Below are 22,801 nucleotides of genomic sequence, written 5' to 3'. Positions count from 1 at the left end.
GCTCACCTCGAGTCATTGGTCGTCACCATCACGGACTCCAGATTCAGTATCCGGCTCATTCGGTTGATCCGACTCCTGTCTCTGATCCGAATCGATCGCCCCGTCCGCCTCGACCCGACCGCCATCACTAGCGGCTGGAGTCGACGCGGGACTGCGAGACGGATCGAAGGAAACGTCCGGTCCGAAATACCGCGTCCACAGCACGAGTAGGGTCGGTAAGACGACGACGCTCGCGAGGAACGCGTACGTGATCGTCAACGCGGTGATGATGCCGAACTGCCGGAGGGCGGGCAGGATGGCGAACGCCAGCGTTCCGAAGCCGCCGACTGTCGTCGCCGCGCTGCCAAGCAGTGCCCCGCCGGTTCCGGTGACCGTGGTTCGCATCGCGTGCCAGACGTTGCCCTGGCGCTCAAGCTCGAGCGTGTACCGGGCGCTAATATGGATGCTGTAGGCGACGCCGAGCCCGATAGTTAGGCTCGTGATCATCCCCGTCAGGACATTGAACGGCATCCCGATGAGGTACATCGTTCCGAGAATCCAGCTCACCGAGAACGCGACCGGCAGCAACGTTACCGCACCGAGCGTCGCGCTGTTACCCGTGAGCCGGTAGGCCGCCGAGAGGAAGACGAAGACGGCCACGAGCGTGATCATGAGGCTCTCGAGGACCGTATCGAGGAGATCCTGCTCGACGACGTAGTTGACGACCGGATCACCGGTCGCGATGGCGCTCCAGCGCTCGGCAGGGTCAGTGACGAACTGGTCACCGCCCCCGCCGCTATCGCCGATCCCCGCCGCGATGGCGCGCATCTCATCGGTCGTGTCCTCGAAGGCGGCGTCGCCCTCGGTGGCGACGACGAGCCGAACCGACTCGTACTCGCCGTCGGCGTTGCGATGGATGACTTCGTTCGCCGCGTCTTCGTTCGCTTCGAAGAGTTCGTCGTATAGCGCGGAGACGTTTTCGTCGGGAACGTCGTTCCCCGTCGTATCCGCCGCGGTGAACGACTCGTTAAACGACTCGTTCTGGGCGGCGGTATCCTCCATCACCGAAAGCGGACTCTGGACGTCTGCCTCGCCATTTGGCAACGTATAGGCGACATCGCTTCCTGCCGCGTCCTCCTCCGCAGCGTGGATACGCTCGAGCGTCTCGTCGTGGGCGACATCACCCTGGGTGAGGATCTGGGCCTGCGAATCGTCGCGCTGGAAGTTCTCGTTAACGTAGTCGAGGTCGTCGGTCGCCTGATACTCGCCGGGACTCATCGGCCCGGGAAGGTTCTCCGTCCATCCCGGCGGACTCTCAGCGAGGAAGTCCTCCTCTTCGAAACTGGTGTCGACCTGCGTCGCGCCGTAGACGCCGCCCGCGGTGAGCAAGAGAACGGCGACGAGAACGATTACCGGCGCTTTCCTGGCCGCCGTCGAGCCGACGGTGAGCACGTCACTGAATCGGCCTTCACCGGTTCCGAACGCTCGCCTCCGGCGGTCGTAGCCGCGAGACTCGAGGAACGTGTCGATCTCGATTTTCGCGGCCGGAATGAGGCCGCCGAAGACGATCAACGCGGCGACGATACCGACCGAACTCACGATGCCGAACTCCTGGATAGGACCGATCGGACTCACGAGATTCGCGAGGAAGCCGATCGCGGTCGTCGCGGTGACCCAGACGAGCGCGACGCCGACGCCCGCGAGCGCGACGGTCATCGAGCCCCGAACCGTCTCGGTGACGCCGTCGGACTCCCGTTGCTCACGGGTCGCTTCACTCCCCGTTCGTTCATCCGGGGTGCGTTGCACCCCGCGTTGCTCCCGATGGCGCATGAACACGTGAATCGCGTAGTCGATAGAGAGCCCGATGAGCAAGACCGGGATCGCGACGAACATCTGGTTGAACGAAATCCCGACCCACCCCATGAAGCCGAACGTCCAGACCAGGACCGCACCGATTCCAGCGACACCCAGTACGATGTCGATCGGATCGCGGTAGGCGATCAGCAGGGCGCCGACGACGAACAACAGCGCGAGCGGTCCGACGATCGCCAGACTGTCTTCCATCGAACCGTCGATCTCGTCGGTGAGAATACCGCCGCCGAAGACGATGTATTCGCCCGCGAGTTCGTCATCCTCGTACTCGCTCGCTAGCTCGCGGATATCGAGTTGGCTCTCGACGATTTCGTCGTCGACCGCACCCATCTCCGCGTCGACGCCGCCGTCGGTCGACTGCGTGATCGAGGTCATCCGGGCGTCTGCCTCCGTGGAGCCGGGTTCGTACGACGACGGCATCAATCCGAGTGCCGCGTCGTCGCCGTCGTCGTCATCGTCGAGCGTCTGTTCGACGATCTCATCGAACTCCTCGTCGTCGAGTTCCTCGAGGGCCTCGATCTGTTCGTCGAGCGACGGCTGATCGCTTTCCTCGCCGCCTTCACCACCCGCTTCGAGCTCCTCCTGGTCTTCCTCGAGCTGTTCGGAGTCCTCCTCGAGTTGGGCGTACTCGTCCTCCAAAACGCCCATCGTCGCCGCAGTGTAGACGCCTTCAATCTGCTCCGTAGCTTCCTCGTAAGCGTCTTGTTCCGGCGCTTGCTCGCCGTATTCGGCCTCGAGTTGAGCGAGTTCGGACTCGATATCTCGAGCGTCGTCGGCCGCCTCCTCGAATTGGGCGGTCTGTTCGTCGTCGAGGCCGACGGTCGCATTCTCGATCGCCTCGTCGAAGTCAGCCTCGAGTTCCTCAGCCTGAGCTTCGTACTCGGGGTCGTCGGGATCGGTCGTCGCGTTCAGCTCCTCGTACTCCCGCTGGATGTCTCGAACGTCGTCGATCCCCTGCTCGAGTTGCTCGCTCGTCGCGTCGAGCTCCGCGCTTCGGTTCTCGATTTCTTCGCCCCGCTCTTCGAGCTCGGTGACCTGTTGGTCGGTGATCGCGGTGAACGCGACCATGTTTTCGACGCCGAAGATCGGATCGTCCTCGGCGAGCGTCTCGTTGATCGACTCGTTCTCCCGGAGCTGTTCTTGGAACTCGAGCGAGGCGATCAGCGACTCCTGCGTGAGGACGCTCTCATTGGACTGATTGCCGTCGTTTTCGTTCGTATAGATCAGCTGGAGACTCGTCGTGTTCTCGGCCGCTTCGACGGTGAAGTTATCGTCGATGTATTCCTGGGCCTGGCCTTCGGGCGAGTCGCTCTCGAACTGCTCGAGCGAGGAATCGTCGTCGACCATCGTCGCTCCCGCGCCCACGAGGGCGGTCAAGAGCAAGAGGACGACCAGAACTGTTTTCGTACGAGACGTGACGACGTCGGCGAGACGTTCGGGAACGCTCATCGAGAGATACCTCCGGAAACGGGAACGAACTCGAAAGGGGCCATTCTGTTGTTACGATCCTACAAAACGCTCACTCAAGTACTTATTGGGAATTTAACACTTTTGTGAATATCACAACTATTGATATCTCGGGAGAGTCCGCAGTCGAGACGCGAGAAATCAATTCCGCGCAGGAAAACGCAAGGTAGTGGAACGAGAGACAGTCCACGTATGGGACACGACCACGCAGCCCCCGAGTGCGCCGGGCAACTCCACCACGTCGAACTCTCCGCGTCGGATCTCGAGCGAGCGGTCGACTTCTGGAACTGGTGGTTGGGCGAACTGGGCTACGAACCGAAAGACGACTGGGACGGCGGCCGCTCCTGGCACAACGGGCCGACGTACGTCGTGCTCGTACAAGCCGAGGACACCGATCACCCGTTCGACCGGCGGGCTCCCGGGTTGGACCATCTCGCTTTTCACGCGCGCTCGCGAGAACAAGTTGATGACCTCACGGCAGGAATTCGACAGCGGTCGGACGCGACCGTTCTCTACGAAGATCAACATCCCTACGCTGGCGGTTACTACGCGCTCTACTGTGAGGGTCCGGACGAGATGAAGATCGAACTCGTCGGCCCCGAGTGAGCCAGCGGGACCGCCGAACGTGTGCGCGCCGCTGGTACTCCGATCCCGCAGGGTGAACCGCTTAGCCTGGGCCGCCTATCGGTCCCGGGCTCGGAGGATCCACCCCGCTACGAAACGAGAACCGCTACAAGCGAGAACCGCTACAAGCGAGAACCGCTACAAGCGAGAACCGCTACAAGCGAGAACCGCTACAAGCGAGAACCGCTACAAACGAGAACCGCGACGAATCACGTAATCGTGACCGTCTGGAGGTCCTCGGCGAATCGAACCTCGCCGTCGTACTCGGCCGAAATCGACTCGAGCATTTCCTCGTGACGACCCTCGGTGTGGGGATAGAGGTGGGTGAGATAGACGCGTCCGATGTCACACCCGGCGAGTTCCTGGCCCAACTTCTCCGGCGTCGGATGGTTCGAGACGTCGACGTCGTCCGGGAACGAACAGTCGTGGAGCAAAATCGCGCTTTCGTCGGCGAAGTTCGCCAGCCCGGCGAAGGCCTCGCTGTCGCCGCTGAACGTGAACCGGTCGTCGAACCGGTAGGCGAGACAGGGCAGCGAGTGTCGGGTCTCGTAAGCCGAAACGTCGAAACCGGCTACCTCGAAATCGCCGGCGACGACTTCCCGTACCTGTAACTCGAGTTTGTCCTGCATGTACTCGTGAACCTCGAGAAGCCCGTCGATCATCGCTTTCGTCCCCTGTGGACCGACGATCTCTAAAGTCTCCTCGCCTGCGAGCCAGCGGGCTTTCATCAGCGGGAGCAGGTCGGCGACGTGATCCAGATGGTGGTGAGTGAGCAGGACACTCGAGATTTCCTCGTAGCCGATCCCTGATTGCTGGAGCCGGTGGAGAACGCCCGACCCGCAATCGATCAGGAGCGTATGGTCGTCTTCCTGAACGACGATTCCCGTCTGGAACCGTTCGCCGGTGGGCATCGCGCTTCCGGTCCCGAGGAAGGTGACTCGCATGGTCGGTTCGACACCGCCCCGCCCGATAAACGTGGCTCTCTACGTATAGCGGTGGGCATCATCGAATGAGGGGGATTGTATGGGCTCTTCCTCGCCGTAAACAAAGAGGGACCTTTAGTAATTCACAGAAGAATTGGGTACAAGATGTGGCGCATTTAGCCAGGACTAGTGCTCTTTCGCTGACTTCTAAGTTGAGTCTACCCAGAAGTTAGTTGAACCACTATAACGCCGGGATTCTCTCGTCTAAAAAAGATAGAGTGTCATTTGGATGGACTGTAAAAGTGCTATTACGACTGATTGTAGAAACGTAATCGGTTTCCCTCCTTAGGAGGAGGGAGCGAGATGAATCCACGATCGCGGTGAAGTGGATTATGAAACAACTCCCTACTTCTGCTGGAGTTGAGATAGCCGCTGATCAGATTGAGATTTCTGGAGGGAACCACTGTCTGAAGACATACCGCTGTTTGCCGCATTAATTCCCTTTTCGACCCCATCAGCGATTACTTTGTATCCCATACCAAAGAATCCTGCAAATAATGAGACGATCCCGATGAGTGAGAGTAATCCACCAACGATTTCGGAACCACTTTCGAGCATTGCGGTACCGAAAATCACTAGAAGAAGCCCGATTATGTAAACTACAGCTAAGTACCCCATTAGTCTAAACCCGTACCAGATCCCATCAATTGTATTAACGTTTACCACAACACATGGCAGTTATCTCATCTGTATAAAGTTAATCAAATAGTTCTAGATATTCGTTGCGTAACGACGATCTCAATCGCAACACCCCACAATACTCCGGTAATACCGGTCACCGACGATCGGAAACTGACCGCTGGCGACCCTTCGGCACAACCGACTGCAGTTCGCCGTGCACGTAGAGCCCGACGCCGAGGGGCTCGAGCTCCCCTCCCTCGACGGCATCGCCGTCTCGCCCCGATCCGCCCTCCGGCCCAACCCCGATCTCGTGGGCGGCGATCAGGTAGCCCCAGTCGCCGTCCCATTCGAGGTCCTGATCCTGGCCGTCGGTGAACGCTCGAGCCTCCTCGCGAGAAAGCTCGATGACGCAGTCGGTCGCGTGCCGACCGAATCGCTGGACCGCGTCGGTCGTCGGCTTCCAGTGCTCTTGGCGCGTTCGAAGGCAGGTCATCCCGATCGCTTCGATCTCGATGGGCGAGGGGGCCTCACCGGCGTAGATCCAGATCTTGCCTGCGCCTTTCTCCCAGAACGTGTACTCGTCGAACGTTTCGAGCGGAATCCCGAAGCGGTCGTGGAAGTAGTCGACGACCTCCTCGCGCGTGGCTCTCCCCTCGACCCGCCGCTCGGCCGCGGTCTCTGGCAGTCGATCGAATCGGTAGCCGACGTTCTCCTCGAGGGAGTCGTCATCGGCTTGCTCCTTCTCGAGCGCCTCGCCGTCGACGCCATCCGCATCGGTACCATCTCCAGCCATCATGCAGTCACCTCCAGTTTCGCGACGAAAAAGCCACCAGTATCGTTCTGATGGGGGTAGATCCGCGCCGCTCGCTCGAGCGACGAATCGAACTCCTCGTCGTTCCAGCCGGTGATGCCGGGCGAGTACTCGAGGTCGAGATCGAAGTCGACGACTTCGCAGGGCTCGTTCTCGAGGGCGTGCTGGACGACAGCTTCGTTCTCCTCGGGGGCGAAGGTGCACGTCGAGTAGACGACCGTGCCGCCCTCACGGGTCGTCTGGATCGCCCGACGGAGGATCCCTTTCTGAATGCCCGCGACTGAATGAAGGTGGTCCTCGGACCAGTCCTCGAGCGCGTCGGGGTTCTTTCGAATGGTCCCCTCGCACGAACACGGGGCGTCGACGAGCGCCCGATCGAAGCGATCGAACTCGAAGGGCTTCATCGAGAAATTTCTGGCGTCCTGATTGGTCACCGCCAGGCTCGTCGCGCCGAGTCGTTCCGCGTTGAACCGCAGCGCTGAGAGTCGCCCGAGATTGTTGTCGTTCGCGACGACCGTTCCGCGGTCGTCCATCAGCGCCGCGATCTGGGTCGTCTTCCCGCCCGGCGCGCCGCAGGCGTCCCAGACGCGTTCGCCGGGCTGGGGGTCCAACACGCCCGCCGGAACCGCTGAAACTTCCTCCTGCCCGTACGTAAACCCGTGAAACGACGTCCACGTCGAGCCCGGCGAGTCGGTCTCGAGGGTCAACACGCGCGGATTCCAGTCGGTCTGCTCGTACGCGACGCCCGTCTCTTCGAGCACCGCGATCGTTCGTTCGACCGACGCCTTGATCGTGTTCACACGGACGGCCGTCCCGAGCGGTTGTCGGCACGCCTCGAGAAACTCCTCAAAATCGTCGATAATCGGTCGATACCGCTCGAATGGCTCCATTGTCCCCTCCTTCGGCCGCACCTCGTTTGTGGGTTTCGAACCGCCGGCGAGGCTGTCGGTTCCACTCTCCCATTCGATCCGTTCGGTTGCGATTTGCCTATTGATTTATAGTGATTCCGCCGGTCCCAACACGTATGTCACGCATTCGCTTACAGGGAGCGCAAGCCGATCTCGAGGAAGCCACGCTCGTCGAAGGATTTCCCGGTATCGGGCTGGTCGGAAAGATCGCGACCGACCACCTCATCGAGGAACTCGACATGCGCTACTACGCCAGCGTTCACTGCGAGGGATTGCCCCGTGTCGGCGTTTACCGCGAAGGGGATCGGACGGTTCGGCCGCCGGTTCGACTCTACGTAAGCGAAGAACACGATATGCTCGCACTCCAGAGTGACACGCCGATCAGCGCCGGCGCCGTCGACACCGTCGCCGAGTGCGTCACCGGGTGGATCGTCGAGCAGGACGCACGGCCGATCTACCTGAGCGGACGCCCCGCCGAACGGGAGGGAACACCGACGATAACCGGAGTCGGAACCGGGAGCGCCGGCACCGAACTCGACGACATCGGTGTCGATACGCCCGCCGAAGACGGCGTGATCAGCGGCCCGACGGGTGCGCTCATCAACCGCGCGGCCCAACTGGACTACGACAGTCTCGGCCTGATCGTCGAGTGCAATCCGAACTTTCCCGACCCCGAAGCAGCCAGCGCACTCCTCGAGAAGGCGGTCGCCCCGATCGCGGATCTCTCGATCGACGTTGACGAACTCCTCGAGCAAGACGAGGAAATTCGGGAGCACCGCGAACAGTTCGCCCAGCGGATGCAAGATATCGGGCAGGACGAGAGCACGCAGGCGAGGCCGCTCCGAATGTATCAGTAACGCCGCCTCGCTACGAACAACGCCGCATTGGTGCGAACAACGCCGCCTCGCTACGAACAACGCCGCATTGGTGCGAACAACGCCGCCTCGCTACGACGGATTCGGAGAGACGTACCAGTAGCGCCGACTCATAACGTTCGAGAGAGGTTTGGCGTTCGGAACACAGTTGGAGCGTTCCAGTGCTCGTATTCATCGTGTTTCAACGACCGCCTTGCGGAGCGGACTCTCACATTGACTGTCCGTTCCTGTCGGTTGTTTACCGTCAGAAAGGTTCCACGTGTTTTTTAGTGCAGGCTTCGTTCAGGAGCGATAGAGATGACTACCGAATCCCACGATGTCGTGGTCGTCGGCGGCGGGACCGCCGGTTGTTTCGCTTCGGCGACCGCTGCACGGGAAGGACTCGACGTCGTCCTCCTCGAGCGAAAGTCCGAAGAGGAGGGTGGGAAGATCGCCTGCGGTGACGGTCTGAAAGGCAAGAGTTCACTCCCGGACGTTATCGACCGAGATCGACTCAAATCGGAGTCGTTCACGAACCAGAGCATCGAACGAGCGATTTTCGAAAACCCGCAGACGGGCGAGGAAGTCGACATCCCCTTCAACGAGACCGGCGCCGTCGTCGACCGGTGGAAGTACGGACAGATCCTGCTCGACGAAGCGGATCGTGCCGGCGTGGATCTGCACTACAACACGGTCGTCAAAGACGTTATCCAGCCGAACGGACGGGTCGAAGGCGTGACGGCCATTCGGGACGGTGACCCCCTCGAGTACGAGGCCGACGTCGTCATCGACGGCGCCGGTGCCCTCTCGCTGTTGCAGGACAAGACTGACTTCTCCACCTCGACGTTCGATACGCGCGTCGACTACTCGCAGTTCTGTTCGGCCTACCGCGAAGTCGTCGAGGTTCCCGAACCGGTCGAGTGGGACGACGCACTCGTGTTCAAGCCGACCGAAGAACTGGGCTATCTGTGGTACTTCCCTCGTTCGTCGACCGAGATCAACGCCGGGCTGGGATTTCAGATGAACAAGCCCTCGATGCCACTCGTCGACGTTCTCAAGGACGACCTCGCGAACCATCCCGAGTTTCAGGGAGCGCAGGTCAAGAACAAACTCGGCGCGGCGCTGCCGACGCGGAGGCCCTACGATTCAGCGGTCCATCCAGGGTACGTCGCCGTCGGCGACTCCGCCGGACACGTCAACCCCTGTACCGGCGGCGGCATCCCGGGGGCGGCGAAAGCCGGTCACTGGGCTGCCAAAGTCGCCACCGAAGCGATCAGCGACGGCGACGTGAGCGAGGCCGCGCTCTGGGAGTACAACCGCCGCGTCCAGACCGACTTCGGCAAACGCTTCGCCGCGATGGACCTTTATAACATCTTCGGCGGGGCACACGATATCGACGACCTCATCGGCGTCATCACCGCACTGCCGGGACAGCAACTCGTCGACGCGCTCGGCAAGAAAGGAACGGCCGATATGACCCTCGGTCTGAAGCTCAAGACGATCCTCAAGACGTTCGGCCACTGGGACGTCCTCTACAAGCTCTACAAACTTCAGCAGGAGGCGAACTCGCTCAAGGACGTCTACGACAGCTACCCGAACGATCCCGAATACTTCGACGCCTGGCGACAGGAGCGCGACGCCGTGATGGACGACGTCTACGAACTCACCGGCGCGGAGCCGAAGTACTGAGCGGAACGAACCTCATGTCTCCTTCCGCTTTCATAACCCCCTTTTCCGTTCGTCACTGACTTGACGACCATGGCAGACGAACTCGCCCCTGGAACCTGTCCGACCGCAAACGGAATGCCGATGCTCGGACTCGGAACGTGGCAAAACACCGACCCGGAACAGTGTGCAGAAAGCGTCCGAACCGCCCTCGAGATGGGATATCGTCACATCGACACCGCCCAGATGTACGGCAACGAGGAGGCCGTCGGCGACGGTATCGCTCGAGCCGACGTCGAACGGGATGATATCTTCCTCGCCACCAAGATCGTCCCGGCGAATCTCGCTCGAGAGGACGTCCTCGAGACCGGACGCGAGAGCATCGATCGACTGGGGGTCGATTCCGTCGACCTGCTGTACGTTCACTGGCCGACCAAAGCCTACGATCACGAGGAGACCCTCGACGCGTTCTCGGAACTCTACGACGAGGGCCTGATCGACAACGTCGGCGTGAGCAACTTCGAACCCGAACAGCTCGAGGTCGCGGTCGACGTCTGCGACGCGCCGATATTCGCCAATCAGGTCGAACTGCACCCGATGCTCCCCCAGGAACACATCCGGGAGGCCTGTGACAACCTCGATATCGAAGTCGTCGCCTACTCCCCGCTGGCTCGAGGCGGCGTGTTCGACCAGCCGGTCCTGCAGGAAATCGCGGCCAAACACGACGTGAGCGAAGTGCAGGTCAGCCTCGCGTGGCTCCGCGAACGAGGCGTCACCGCGATTCCGAAAGCGACCGGCGAAGCGCACCTTCGCGACAATTGGGAGTCTATTTTGCTCGAACTGGACCGCGAAGATCTCGAGGCGATCGACGCGATCGAGGAGACGCATCGGGAGGTCGATCCGGCGTTCGGGCCGTGGAACTGAGTCTCGGCAAACCGTTAGAAATGTGCTTTTGTCGGATTTCTCGAGTTGCATTACTAGCAGATATGACACCATAACGGCACCGAATCGGGATATTTCCAACGATTCCGAGAACAAACGTGCTGGCCGAGGGAGTGTCTTATCGGCGGCTCGCGAAGCTATATTCGCCGTCCAAACGCTCGAAACGGGCCGCCCGACCGACGACAGCGCGACCGCATATCAGAGAAGGTGACGATTTCGGGGTTAGATGGCTTTCCTTACACGTGCCAAACGCAATTTACGGGCACTCTCGAGGCCGTTCTGTAGACTTTCTCGCTGTTTCGAACCATAGCGTTTCCATAACAATATACGACCGAACCATAGCCGAACGTGTAATGAATTCACGAGGTGTTCCTGAATGAACTGTCTCTTTTTTACGAACACGCCTGCACACGTTCATCTCTACAAGCACACCATTGCCCGTCTCGAAGAGTTGGGCCACGACGTGCTGGTGTTCGCCAGGAGCGACGAGTGTACGGAGGCGCTATTGCGCGCCCACGACCTCCCGTATCGAATCTACGGCGGGCGGGGCGAGGCGAAACACTCGCTCCTGTGGGAACTGCCTGTTCAACTCGGCCGGATCGTTCGTCGCGCCCGGAACTTCGACCCGGACGTAATCTTCGGAATCGGCCCCTACGCCGCGTACACGGGGGTCGTAACGGGGTCGCCCGCGGTCGCGGTGCTCGACTCGGAACCCTCGCTGGATCACGTCGTTGCCCGGCCGTTCGTTCGCGCGTTTCTCACACCCGAGGCGTTCCAGAAGGAACTCGGCGAGAACCACTACCGGTTCAGGGGATTCAAGGAATCGGCGTACCTCCACCCCGAAATATTCGAGTCCGATCCCGGCATTCGCGACGACCTCGGCGTCGGCCCCGACGAGTCGTTCGCGATCGTTCGGCTCAACTCGTTTAACGGCCACCACGACGTGGGCAGGAAGGGGTTTTCGACCGACCAACGCCGACGACTCCTCGAGACGCTTGCAGCGGAAACCACCGTCTTCGTCTCTGACGAGGGGAGCAAACTCGACCTCGAACGCCTCGACGTGCGCCCGTTCGACCTTCACCCGGCGAAGCTCCACGACGCGCTTTCGGAAGCCGACCTGCTGGTCGCCGACACCCAGACGATGGTCACCGAAGCCGCCCTGCTCGGAACGCCCGCGATCAGGTCGAACTCCTTCGTCGGCGAATCCGACATGGGTAACTTCCTCGAACTCGAGGACGAGGGACTCATCTACAACCTCTCCTCGTTCGAAGCCGTCCTCGAGCAATCTGCGGAGCTACTCGCGGACGAGTCGACCCCACGCAGATGGGAGCGACGCCGTGACGAGTACGTCTCGGATATGGTGAACCTGACCGACCTGTTGTGTACCGTCGCACTAACGTTCACCGACTCGGCCCCCGAGACGACCCTCGGGGACGTCGCGGAGGTGAGCGGATGAAGGTCTGTTCGGTCGTCGGCGCCAGACCGCAGTTCGTCAAGGCCGCGGTCGTCTCTCGAGAGCTCCGGAACGTCGGCGAGGAAGTGCTCGTCCACACCGGCCAACACTACGACGAAGAGCTCTCCGACGTGTTCTTCGACGAGCTCGATATTCCGGAGCCCGAGTACAACCTCGGCGTCGAATCCGACACCCACGGCCGACAGACGGCGGCCATGATCGCCGAACTCGAGCCCGTCCTCGAGGAGACCCGACCCGACGTTCTCCTGCTGTACGGCGACACTAACTCGACGCTCGCGGGAGCGGTCGTCGGATCGAAGTTCGATACCGCCGTCGCACACGTCGAGGCGGGGCTCCGGAGTTACAACCGCGACATGCCCGAGGAGATAAACCGCGTGCTCACTGATCACGCGTCCGACATGTGCTTCGCGCCGAGCAGGGCCGCCGTCGAAAACCTCGCTGACGAGGGAATCACGGACGGCGTCTACTGGACGGGCGACGTCATGTACGATACGATCCTCGAGGCCAGAACCCGGGCGCACAACCGGTCGGGTATCCTCGACGACCTCGATCTCACACCCGGCGAGTTCGTCCTCGCGACGGTCCACCGAGCGAGCAACACCGACGACAGGTCGAATCTCGAGGCGATACTCGACGGGCTCGCGTCCTCGCCGTTGCCCGTCGTCTTCCCGGCCCATCCGCGAACGATAGCTCGGCTTGAGGAGTACGAGCTGTGTGACCGTACAACCGACGAACTCGAACTGGTCGAACCGCAAGGCTACCTCGATTTCGTTCGACTGCTGGATGCGGCCGAACGCGTCGCAACCGATTCCGGCGGCGTCCAGAAGGAGGCGTTCTTCCTCGAGACACCGTGTATCACCCTCCGGGAGGAAACGGAGTGGACCGAGACGGTCGAGTGCGGCTGGAACGAACTCGTCGGGCCCCACGAGGAGCGGATTCGAGCGGCGCTGGGACGCGAGTGGGGCGAGCGTTCGACCCCGCAACCGTACGGGGACGGCGTCGCGAGCCTCCGGATCGTGGGACTCCTCCAGCAGGCGTTCGACGACGACTCGAGTCCGAACGTGGAGCCGCTTCCGAACGGTCTCGCGGACTGACGGTTCCGCTACTGCTATGGCGGTTACATCGGTGCTCGTAACGGTTTCGGAATCGGCGAACGATTTGAGAGAGACCACAAAAATGACAAGCAACGCCGTGGCGGAACAACGTACACGATCGGCGGAGCGGGGAGAGATCTATGGGGACATACCTCATACGACAGTTTCTCCGGCGATCCGAACTTCCGACAGACGTTTCCGCTCCCCCAAAGCGTTTAACCAAAGTAATTATATCTAATTACAGACGATGACCGAGAACTTTCCCGAGTACGTCGACGTCGATTACGACGACGGCGACGGCCAGACGCCCGAGGAGTATCCACACATACACGACAAAATCGAGAAGGCCATCGAGGTTACCCGCCAGGGCCTCGAACAGTACGAGAACCCGGCGGTCATGTGGACCGGCGGCAAGGACTCGACGCTCGTGCTTTACTTCGTCAAAGAGGTCGCGGATCGGTTCGACCTCGAGGTTCCACCCGCGATCTTCATCGATCACTACCAGCACTTCGACGAGATCCACGGATTCGTCGACCACTGGGCGGACGAATGGGATCTCGAAGTGATCTACGCCCGAAACGAGGACATCGGCGAGTACGTCGACGAACGCGGCCTCGAACCCGGCGACGACATCGAAATTTCGGACCTCTCCGAGCACAATCAGCACCACGTCGACAACATCCTCGAGTACGAGGAGGACACGTTCCCCTTCCTGCTTGACACCTACGTCGGCAACCACCTACTGAAGACGGTCGCGCTGAACAACGCCCTCGAGGAGTACGACGTCGACGGCGTCATCTCCGGCGTCCGCTGGGACGAACAGGAAGCCCGCGCCGACGAGACGTTCTTCTCGCCGCGACACGATCCGGACATCTACCCGCCACACGACCGCGTCCAGCCCATCCTGCAGTTCGACGAGGCGGCCGTCTGGGAAGCCTTCTGGAACTTCGCAGTGCCGGATACCGTTGCCGAGTTCCCCGACGACGGCTACGTCCCGGAGAGCGACGACGACCTGCCGAACGACCTCACGCAGGGCGACATTCCGGTCTCGCCGAAGTACTTCGCCGGCTTCCGCTCGCTCGGGAGCGAAGTGTCGACCGAGAAGGCAGACAACGATCCCGCGTGGTTGCAAGACCTCGAGGGGACGACCGAACGCGCGGGCCGCGCCCAGGACAAAGAGGACCTGATGGAGCGCCTGCGCGATCTGGGCTACATGTAAGACGGTCGGCCGTCGACGACGAAGCGTGCGGTCGCTGTTCTTTCTTCGAGTTCGCCGCTCGAGGAGTCACACTTACGTTCGAAAAATCGTCGGTCGTTCCTATCGCGCTCTCGCTCAGTTCGTCGCCCGGTACTCGCCGTGTTTGACGCCGATTGCGAGCATGATCGCACCGAACAGCGCCATCGACGGCAGGACCATCATCATGATCGTGTCCGTGGCCATCGGGGCCATCGGCGTCAGTTCGGGAAGCGCGAATAGCGCTCCGGTTCCGGCGGCGACAACGAGTGCGAACGCTCCGATCGTCTTGGTCAAGTCGAGTCCCATAGCGAAACTGGAGAGCAGGTCGACCTAAGTCGAACGGAATCGGAACACAGTTCAAAAAAGTGGATCGTGACGTTCGGTGAATCGTTATCAGTAGTTGGTACTGCTGTTTCTTTATTCAGAGTTGGACGTGTAACTCGCGGTAAGTACAGGGTGTGCACCTATCGGTTCGAACACCATGTGGTAGAATAGCATTTAGTATTACAGCCGTCATATCATACCTTAAACTAATTTATATACTCTCACTGAATAGGCTGATGTGGTATGGTCGAGCAAACCATCATTGACCGTCTCGAGAAAGAGGTCGATGTTCTCAATCGGCATTTAAAGGTCTTCATCCTCGTATGGCAGGCCGAACCGATTGGCATCGTCGAATTGTCTACTCAAACTAATCTCCCGCATCATAAGGTTCGGTACTCGCTTCGCGTTCTCGAGGAAGAAGGACTCATTGAACCGTGTTCAGCGGGGGCAACGACGACAGACCACGCCCACCAATTCGTCGAGACGCTAAACGATGAGCTGGCGACTGTGATCGACGCATTGGACGATATGAAGATTTCCGAATCGGAGGAGCTACAGCCGGTATGAATACCTACGAGTTACTCACCCGGAACACCGAGGAAGTCGTTACAGAGCAAGAGGTACGTGAACTCGCCGCTGATCCGGCGGACAAACGAGTCTACGTCGGTTACGAACCGTCTGGTGTCCTCCACCTCGGCCACCTTCTGACGGCGAACAAACTCATTGACGCACAGGAAGCAGGAATGGATGTTGTCGTCTTGCTTGCAGATGTTCACGCACATCTCAACGGGAAGGGAAGTTTCGAGGAGATTCACGAGACAGCGGAGCGAATGAAGGTACAGTTCGCCGCCTACGGCCTCGATGAGAACACGACCGAATACGTCTACGGGTCTGACTTCCAACTCGAAGCGTACTACTCACTCGATCTGCACGAATTCGGCGTCTCGACGACGCTCAACCGTGCTCAGCGAGCGGTCGCTGAACTCCAAAGTGGCGACACTGCAACGGTGAGCCATACGGTGTACCCGTTGATGCAGGTACTCGATTTCGAGTTCCTCGGTATCGATCTTGCCGTCGGTGGGACCGATCAACGGAAGGTACACATGCTCGCTCGAGAAAAATTGCCAGAGTTGGGATACGATGTTCGACCGTGTCTGCACACGCCCATCCTCGCCGATCTCGAAACCGGCGAGGGGAAAATGTCCTCGAGCGAGGGGACGACGATTTCGGTGGAGGACTCCACTGCGGACATCGAGCGAAAGGTCGAGTCGGCGTTTTGTCCCCCAACCCGTGATCCCGAGGGTGATCGCGAGAACCCTGTCCTCCAACTGTTTGAGTACTACGTGTTTCCACGGTTTGAGTCAGTGACCATCCGACGACCCGAGAAGTACGGTGACAATCAGACCTACGACTGCTACGATGACCTTGCGACGGCGCTCGAATCCGGAGAGTTGCATCCGGCAGATGCGAAAGAGACAGTAGCTGGGTATCTCGATGAACTGATCGCTCCGGGTCGAGAAAAGCTCCGGAAACTAACGAGCGAATAAGTCGAAATCGTTCAATTCGCACGCATAGTTACCGAACTGTCTCGTTCTGTGTCAAGTGTGTTTCTGAATAAAGAAATTGCGCTACTATCTACTGTTATCCGGAGGGGCGCACGAGGTTCGCCAACGCGACGACAACGCCGAAGAACCACCCGAGCGGAAAGGATAGCCCGACCCACATCCCCGCGTACGCAGCCCCCTCGAGTTCGAAGTTCGCCCGCAGGTACTCGTTGGCCCCGCCGACGAACAAGACGTTGTCGAGTATCCAGACCGCGAAGTCGTAGCTTGGCTCTAAGATGATTCCCTCGAGCGAGGGCGTGACGAGCGCGGCGACGACGGGCGGGAGGAAGATCGCCGTCATCGCGAACGGGTAGGCAAGCAGCACCGAGACGAGTCGGCCGCCGACCTTCGAGAAACCGGCCGCGAGCGCCGTCGAGACGACGGCCACACCGCTGGCCGCGGCGATCGGGACGACCGCCTCGGTCGGCAACTGGAGGTGGGCGACGACGGTCAAGCCACCCCAGACGAGGACGGCGATCGCCGTGACGCCGACCACGCCGATACGCGTCGTCGTCGAGTCCAGTTTCGAGGCGTAAAATCGCGTCGCGAGGCCGAGAACCGTCAGCGGATACATCGCGAGCAAGCCGACGACGCCGAGGACACTCCACACTCGGTAGACGATCTGCTGTGGAAGCGTTTCGGGTTCCCACTTGCCCATAACCGAGTGGCCGCGACCGCGTTGTCGAGGAAAGACGAGTTCCATCCACGCACCGTGTAACCGTTGTAAATCGACCCTCACCGCACCGACGATACCACCACCGCCACCAGAGCGAGACCGGGTAGACATACGAAATCAAAACTACCCATCCACCGTAAGTTTTCCTGCTCCGAACTCCTGATGTCGTCCAAACTCCTGATGTCGCCCCAGCTCGCAGCCACTCGTTCGGCTCGAGAACGCGTTCGAGCCGCTCATACGGACTGCTGTAAGTCATTTCCGGTGCAACCGCGACCTATCCTGCGGTTGCGCCGGTAAATCGTTACAGCAGACCGTATCAGTAGTCGACCGCGGCTCCGATGTCGACCGAGGTCCCGGCGTCGGCGCTTTGATACAGCGCGTCCATCACGGCCATGTTCGCGACGGCCTCGGTGCCGTCCGTTCGGGGCGTCTCTCCGTTTTCGACACACGATGCGAAGTGGTCAACCTCGAGACGGTACTGATCGGTCGGATCGAACGTCTCGACGGCGCGGCGACCGTCGACCCGATATTCGAGTTCCAGCGGTTCGTCCGCGGGAACGTCGAACGCGTTGGGAACCTCGAGCCACCCGTTTCCGGCCTCGACCCGGTAGTACTGGACCTTCTGCGTGTCGAATCCGGACGCGATGCGGGCCGACGCGCCGCTGGCGTACTCGAGGATACCAGCTAACTCCGTATCGACGCCCGAATCCCGCGAATCGTCGGTGTGGGCGTAGGCGCGGGACGGTTCACCGAGGAACTGGCGGGCGACCGAAACCGGGTAACAGCCGACGTCCATCAGACTCCCGCCGTTCAGTTCGGGGGAGAGTCGAATGTCGTCCGGTCGGCCGGTCAGCGAGAACTTGAACGACGACGTTACGGATCGAATCGTGTCGAAGTGCTCGTCCGCGATCTCGAGCGCTCGTTCAGTTCGCGGATGGTACTGGTACATGTACCCCTCCATCAGCGTCACGTCGCGTTGCTCGCAGTACTCGACGAGTTCGCGGGCCTCTCTCGTGTCGACGGCCAGTGGCTTCTCGCAAAGAACGTCGACGCCCGCGTCCGCGGCGGCTTTCGTCCACTCGGCGTGCAAGGCGTTCGGCAGCGGGATGTAGACGGCGTCGATCGGCGCACCTTCGAGCAATCGGCCGTAGCCGTCGTAGACGTGCTCGATTTCGTACTCGTCCGCGAGCGCCTGTGCCCGTTCCTGACTTCGCGAAGCGATAGCGATGACGTTGTGATCGCTCGCTTGAACGGCCGGAAGGAACGCTTTCTGCGCGATCCCTGCCGTACTGAGAACTCCGAAATCCATGGATCAACAGTGGGCGGAGCGGTATTAAAACCTGTATGTATTCACAGCGAATCGATTCGGCAGTTGGACGGCGCGCCGGAGCGACTATCGAGCCACCGCGGATTCGAATCCCGTCACTTCCTCGAGGGTCGGGATCGACTCCTGTGCACCCTCCGTTTCGGTCGCCAGCGAGGCCGCGACCGTCGCGAATTCCGCTGCGTCTTCGATCGACCTTCCGGTTGCCAACTGCGCGCCGAGATACCCACAGAACACGTCACCCGCACCGGTCGTGTCGACCGGGTCGACCGGTGGTGGACTCACGCGGTGGTTCGTCTCACCCGAAACGAGCACGTCGTCACCGCCTCTCGTTCGAACGACGGTTCCGTCGAACGCCTCGAGACGATCCTCGAGCGTCTCGTATTCGGTTTCGTTGACGATGACGATATCGACGGCGGGTTCGGAGAGGAGCGGTTCGACGCCGTCGGTCGGCACGGGATTGAGGACGACCGTCGGTCGAATCGTCTCCTCGTCCAGTCGCTCCAACACGGACCCCATCGCGGGAACCGTGATCTCGTTCTGTAGGAGGAGCACGTCTGCTCGCTGGACCACCTCGTAGTGGGAACCGGCGTAGCGAGCGTCGATTCGTTCGTTCGCGCCGCCGAGAATCGCGATCCAGGATTCCCCGTCGTCGTCGACGAAGATGTACGCTTTCCCGGTCACCGTCTCGTCCTCAACGATTCGATCGACCGTTACTCCGCGGTCCTCGAGCGTCGAGCGGACGCCGTAGCGCCGTTCGTCCGATCCAACGCGACCCAAAAGCGTCGATTCGACCGGGCTCTGTGCGGCTGCAACGGCCTGGTTCGCACCCTTTCCCCCGATTCGGTTTCGAAACTCCGTCTCGGCGATCGACGCGGGTACGTCATCGGTTCGGACGGTTTCACCCATCTCGGGAAACCACTCGTAGGTCGACTCGAGCGAACGAATCTCTCCTCGAGAACAGTAGGTCGCCCTGTCGACATTGATGCTGCCCAGTGTGACGACGTTCGACATTCGTACTCGGTCCTAGATCGGTGTAGATATATCGTCGTTCTGGTCCTCGATCGTCGTTCCGGTCCTCGAGTAGTGTTCTAGTCCTCGCTCATCGTTCCGTCTTCGTCCTCGCGGTACTCTTCGCGGAAAACCGCCACCGTTCGGCCGTTCGTCGGGCCGAACTGTGTGGCGGCGATGAATGCCGCGATCAGGGGTGATTTATATCGGGGCTGTTGAGTCACGGCAATGGATCGTCGGACGGTGCTCGGGAGAATACAGTCGCCGCCGATCGCGTTTCTCCTCGCCGCGACGGTTGCAGTCGTCTCGTGGGCCGCGCTCGCGGGCACGGGGACGACTGCAACGATGCTCGCGATCACGCTCTTTTGTATCGTTCTCTGGATTCTGACGCCGATTCCGCCGGCGTACACCGGATTGATCGGAATCGGACTCATCGCAGTTGCGTTCTCGACTGAAATGGCGCTAACCGGGTTTCAGGAACCCGCGACCTGGCTCATCGGTTTCGGCCTTCTCATGGGCGAAGCGACGCGACGGAGCGGACTCGCAAACTGGGCGGGACGGCGGATCACGAATCGAAGCGTTTCACCGTCAGTTCGGTCGAATCCGTTGCGGGCCTATCGCCGACTGTTACTCGCGCTCTCGTTTGGCGCGCACGCACTCGCGTTGCTCGTCCCGTCGTCGCTCGTCCGCGTACTCGTGCTGGCTCCGATTTTGAAAGAAACCGGCGAGTTGTTCGAGTCGCGCCAGGCTCGAGTCGGGATCTACCTGGGTCCGCTGTTCGCTACGTTCTACGGTTCCTCGGGCATCCTGACGGCAGATCTTCCGAACATTATCCTCACCGGATTCGGTCAGTCGATCGGCGGTCAGCAGATAACCTGGACGGAGTGGTTCACGCAAATGTATCCCGTGATGGGGATCGCACGCGTGTTGATCGTCATTGCGGTCGTCTACTACCTGTTCCGTCCCGACCCCGACTCGGCGTTCGAACTACCGACGGCCGATGAACTGGTCGTCAGCGGGACCGAAAAACGGATGCTCGTCTTCTTGCTCGTGGGCGCGTTCATCTGGGCGACCGACTCCGTCCACGGCTTTCACCCCGTCGTCGGTGCGGTCGCCGTCGTCGTGCTCGCGTTCCTCCCGCAGGTTGGTGCCGTCGACTTCCAAAATGTGGGCGGCGAAACCGACTTCTCGATCCTGTTTTTCATCGCCGCAGTCTTCGCGATCGGCGACGGGCTCGTTCACACGGGGTTCTCAGATAGCGCCGCGACCTACCTCCTCGAGTTGATCCCGACGGACGCGCCCCTCGCGGTGATCCTCACCTTTGTCTTCTTTATCACGATCATCCTCACGTTCTTGATGGAGGGCCTCGCCGTGGCGAGCGTCCTCACCCCGATACTGATTCCGTATGCGGAAGCTGCCGGCCTCCCGCTGACGCCAGTCCTGATGTCGGAGGCGATAGCGTTGAGTTCGTACTTTTTCCCGTACCAGTCGGCGGTGCTGATCGTCATCCTCGCGGAGGGTACCGTCGACGCCAAGGAGTTGATCTACACCACCGTGGCGTGCTCGCTCGCGACGATCGTGTTTTTGCTCCCGCTTCAGTTTGCGGTGTTTACGATGCTGTACTGAGGAGGAGTTTGTCCCTCCCACGACGATAGCCCCGACACTCACACGCCCTCGGCCGTCAATCGTCGTCCGTCTCCGGTTCGGGTTCGGGATCCGGGTCGCTCGAGGCGACTTCGCTCGAACTCGGGACCGAGACTTCGTCCTCGTCTCGCAGGAACAGCGATCGCTGGGTGCCGAACGCGAGCGCCATCGACGCCACGGCGATCAGGGCGATAACCGAAAATGGCCCGCCGGTGATGATCGCCGCCGCCTGTAGCGCGTCGACGCCGCCGGTGACGATCAACAGCGAGGCGAGCGCGCCGATCAAAAAGCCCCAGATAACCCGGTTGATAGTCGACGGTCGTTGTGCGCCACCGGTGGTGAGCATACCGAGCGCGAGCGTCGAGGAGTCGGCGGACGTGATGAGAAAGAGCAACACGAGCAGTAAAAACATCCCCGTCAGCACCTCGCCGAGGGGAAGCGCTTCGAACAGCGGGTATCCCGCACCCGCTTCGTCGTACATCTCCATCGCGGAGAGGACGTCTGCATCTCCCTCTCGCTGGAGGAAGATCGCCGTTCCGCCCATCGTCGCGAACCAGGGAATCGTGATGCCGGTCGAGGCGAGCACGCCGGTCGCGGCGACCTGTCGAACGGTCCGGCCGCGCGAAATCCGCGCGATGAACAGGCCGACAAAGGGCGTCCAAGAGAACCACCACGCCCAGTAGAAAATCGTCCAGTCGCCGATCCAGGTCGAAACTCCGCCGGCACCCGACTCGGCGGTCCCGGTGTAGAAACTCATCGGAATGAACTGGCTGATGTAGGTGCCGAGCGCTTCGGTTCCGATGGCCGTGATGTAGTTCGTCGGACCGAGCGCGAACGTCACGACCGTCAGCAGTCCGAACAGGCCCAGATTGACGTACGAGATTCGGCGGATCCCCTTCTGGACCCCGAGTGCCACCGAGGCCGTAAACGCGACGGTCATCCCGGTGATGATGAGGACGGTTCCGAGATCGCCGACCGAGGCACCGGTCGTCCACTCGATGCCGACCAGAAACTGGCTTCCGACCAGCCCGAGCGTCGTCGCGACGCCGCCGATCGTCGCGAACACGGCGAGGATATCGACGACCTTCGCGATGGGGCTGTCGAGGTTATCGATGCCGATCCACGGGGCGAGCACGGTCGAGATCCGCATCGGCGCGTCGTAGCGGTACGCACAGTAGGCGATCGGTAAAGCGACGACAACGTACGCTGTCCACGCGGAGACACCCCAGTGGAAGAACGTGTACTGAATCGCGCCGACGGCGGCTTCGGAGGATTGGGACTCCGCGCCGATGAACGGCGAAACGCTATCGAAATGCGAAACCGCCTCCGCGGGGCCCCAGAAGACGATCCCTGCGGCGATCCCCGCCGAGTACAACATCGCGAAATACGAGAGGAACGAAAACTCCGGATCCTCGTCTTCCGCTCCGAGTTTGATGTTCCCCCAGGGGCCGAAGATCAAGAAGAAGACGAACGCGACGAGAAAGAACATGACGATCAGATACCACCAACCGAACCCGGTCCAAATGACCTCGTTCGCGGTATCCATGTAGTCCGTCGCCGTCTCCGGCGCGAAAACGAACGCCAGCACGGCCGCTGCTGCGATCGTGAATCCGACGCCGAACACGACGGGGTCTAACTCCTCGAGAAAGTCCTCGTTGGTACCTCCAGGTCCTGACTTACTCATTAG

The 22,801-nt window shown here is 60.8% G+C and carries 21 protein-coding genes; 10 read left to right on the top strand and 11 right to left on the bottom strand.

The features are described from left to right. Window positions 1-12: 12 nt before the first annotated feature. Window positions 13-3,300, bottom strand: a complete 3,288-nt coding sequence (locus ACZ5C7_RS17415) for an efflux RND transporter permease subunit (protein WP_464377542.1) — start codon at window positions 3,298-3,300, stop codon at window positions 13-15. A 210-nt stretch (window positions 3,301-3,510) separates the two neighbouring features. On the opposite strand from ACZ5C7_RS17415, the gene ACZ5C7_RS17410 reads away from it, so the two are divergent. Then, window positions 3,511-3,924 (top strand): VOC family protein, encoded by a 414-nt coding sequence (locus ACZ5C7_RS17410; protein ID WP_464377541.1) that lies wholly within the window; start codon window positions 3,511-3,513, stop codon window positions 3,922-3,924. Between the two features lie 227 nt (window positions 3,925-4,151). On the opposite strand, the gene ACZ5C7_RS17405 is transcribed toward ACZ5C7_RS17410, so the two are convergent. From ACZ5C7_RS17405 to ACZ5C7_RS17390, 4 genes are all read right to left on the bottom strand, one after another. Beyond that, a complete protein-coding gene (locus tag ACZ5C7_RS17405; protein WP_464377540.1) occupies window positions 4,152-4,886 on the bottom strand; it encodes an MBL fold metallo-hydrolase in 735 nt (244 codons plus the stop codon). A 384-nt stretch (window positions 4,887-5,270) separates the two neighbouring features. Continuing rightward, on the bottom strand, window positions 5,271-5,591 hold the full coding sequence (locus ACZ5C7_RS17400; protein ID WP_464377539.1) for a hypothetical protein: 321 nt from the start codon (window positions 5,589-5,591) through the stop codon (window positions 5,271-5,273). A gap of 109 nt (window positions 5,592-5,700) precedes the next feature. After that, window positions 5,701-6,339, bottom strand: coding sequence for a DUF7122 family protein (locus tag ACZ5C7_RS17395; protein ID WP_464378468.1), 639 nt, complete (start codon window positions 6,337-6,339; stop codon window positions 5,701-5,703). Next, window positions 6,339-7,247, bottom strand: a complete 909-nt coding sequence (locus ACZ5C7_RS17390; protein ID WP_464377538.1) for an RsmB/NOP family class I SAM-dependent RNA methyltransferase — start codon at window positions 7,245-7,247, stop codon at window positions 6,339-6,341. Before ACZ5C7_RS17390 ends, ACZ5C7_RS17395 begins: the two co-directional genes overlap by 1 nt. Window positions 7,248-7,381: 134 nt before the next feature. On the opposite strand from ACZ5C7_RS17390, the gene ACZ5C7_RS17385 reads away from it, so the two are divergent. From ACZ5C7_RS17385 to ACZ5C7_RS17360, 6 genes are all read left to right on the top strand, one after another. Continuing rightward, the gene (locus ACZ5C7_RS17385) at window positions 7,382-8,122 is read left to right on the top strand and encodes a proteasome assembly chaperone family protein (protein ID WP_464377537.1); all 741 of its coding nucleotides are present in this window, start codon (window positions 7,382-7,384) and stop codon (window positions 8,120-8,122) included. Between the two features lie 315 nt (window positions 8,123-8,437). After that, window positions 8,438-9,808: a geranylgeranyl reductase family protein gene (locus ACZ5C7_RS17380; RefSeq protein ID WP_464377536.1), complete on the top strand. Its 1,371-nt coding sequence runs from the start codon at window positions 8,438-8,440 to the stop codon at window positions 9,806-9,808. 69 nt (window positions 9,809-9,877) lie between these two features. Then, window positions 9,878-10,708, top strand: a complete 831-nt coding sequence (locus tag ACZ5C7_RS17375) for an aldo/keto reductase (protein ID WP_464377535.1) — start codon at window positions 9,878-9,880, stop codon at window positions 10,706-10,708. Between the two features lie 394 nt (window positions 10,709-11,102). Further along, complete coding sequence (locus ACZ5C7_RS17370) at window positions 11,103-12,182, top strand: DUF354 domain-containing protein (protein WP_464377534.1); 1,080 nt, start codon at window positions 11,103-11,105, stop codon at window positions 12,180-12,182. After that, a complete protein-coding gene (gene wecB, locus ACZ5C7_RS17365) occupies window positions 12,179-13,294 on the top strand; it encodes a non-hydrolyzing UDP-N-acetylglucosamine 2-epimerase (protein WP_464377533.1) in 1,116 nt (371 codons plus the stop codon). Before ACZ5C7_RS17370 ends, wecB begins: the two co-directional genes overlap by 4 nt. 247 nt (window positions 13,295-13,541) lie before the next feature. Then, window positions 13,542-14,513 (top strand): phosphoadenosine phosphosulfate reductase family protein, encoded by a 972-nt coding sequence (locus ACZ5C7_RS17360; protein ID WP_464377532.1) that lies wholly within the window; start codon window positions 13,542-13,544, stop codon window positions 14,511-14,513. 114 nt (window positions 14,514-14,627) lie between these two features. Here the strand turns inward: ACZ5C7_RS17360 and ACZ5C7_RS17355 are convergent, their stop codons facing one another. Next, complete coding sequence (locus ACZ5C7_RS17355) at window positions 14,628-14,837, bottom strand: DUF7333 family protein (RefSeq protein ID WP_464377531.1); 210 nt, start codon at window positions 14,835-14,837, stop codon at window positions 14,628-14,630. 276 nt (window positions 14,838-15,113) lie between these two features. On the opposite strand from ACZ5C7_RS17355, the gene ACZ5C7_RS17350 reads away from it, so the two are divergent. Next, a complete protein-coding gene (locus tag ACZ5C7_RS17350; protein WP_464378467.1) occupies window positions 15,114-15,422 on the top strand; it encodes a hypothetical protein in 309 nt (102 codons plus the stop codon). After that, window positions 15,419-16,402, top strand: coding sequence for a tyrosine--tRNA ligase (locus ACZ5C7_RS17345; RefSeq protein ID WP_464377530.1), 984 nt, complete (start codon window positions 15,419-15,421; stop codon window positions 16,400-16,402). The genes ACZ5C7_RS17350 and ACZ5C7_RS17345 overlap by 4 nt, the downstream gene beginning before the upstream one ends. Before the next feature lie 94 nt (window positions 16,403-16,496). Here the strand turns inward: ACZ5C7_RS17345 and ACZ5C7_RS17340 are convergent, their stop codons facing one another. The 4 genes from ACZ5C7_RS17340 to ACZ5C7_RS17325 all read right to left on the bottom strand — a co-directional run bounded on the left by ACZ5C7_RS17340 (window position 16,497) and on the right by ACZ5C7_RS17325 (window position 19,694). After that, complete coding sequence (locus ACZ5C7_RS17340) at window positions 16,497-17,246, bottom strand: hypothetical protein (RefSeq protein WP_464377529.1); 750 nt, start codon at window positions 17,244-17,246, stop codon at window positions 16,497-16,499. 205 nt (window positions 17,247-17,451) lie between these two features. Continuing rightward, window positions 17,452-18,444: a Gfo/Idh/MocA family protein gene (locus tag ACZ5C7_RS17335; protein ID WP_464377528.1), complete on the bottom strand. Its 993-nt coding sequence runs from the start codon at window positions 18,442-18,444 to the stop codon at window positions 17,452-17,454. An 84-nt stretch (window positions 18,445-18,528) separates the two neighbouring features. Beyond that, window positions 18,529-19,473 carry a ribokinase gene (locus ACZ5C7_RS17330; RefSeq protein ID WP_464377527.1) on the bottom strand — a complete coding sequence of 315 codons (945 nt, stop codon included), beginning with the start codon at window positions 19,471-19,473 and terminating at the stop codon, window positions 18,529-18,531. 77 nt (window positions 19,474-19,550) lie between these two features. Next, entirely contained in the window at window positions 19,551-19,694 is a 144-nt protein-coding gene (locus tag ACZ5C7_RS17325; RefSeq protein ID WP_464377526.1) for a hypothetical protein, read from the bottom strand. Window positions 19,695-19,698: 4 nt separating this feature from the next. Here ACZ5C7_RS17325 and ACZ5C7_RS17320 point away from each other — a divergent pair, with 4 nt between their 5' ends. Beyond that, window positions 19,699-21,096: an SLC13 family permease gene (locus ACZ5C7_RS17320; protein WP_464377525.1), complete on the top strand. Its 1,398-nt coding sequence runs from the start codon at window positions 19,699-19,701 to the stop codon at window positions 21,094-21,096. A 55-nt stretch (window positions 21,097-21,151) separates the two neighbouring features. Here the strand turns inward: ACZ5C7_RS17320 and ACZ5C7_RS17315 are convergent, their stop codons facing one another. Then, window positions 21,152-22,798: a BCCT family transporter gene (locus ACZ5C7_RS17315; protein ID WP_464377524.1), complete on the bottom strand. Its 1,647-nt coding sequence runs from the start codon at window positions 22,796-22,798 to the stop codon at window positions 21,152-21,154. Window positions 22,799-22,801 lie beyond the last annotated feature (3 nt).

The sequence above is a fragment of the Halostagnicola alkaliphila genome (genome assembly GCF_055379965.1).
The sequence above is the reverse complement of the archived record's forward strand: the minus strand, read 5'-3'. Positions and strand labels throughout refer to the sequence as shown.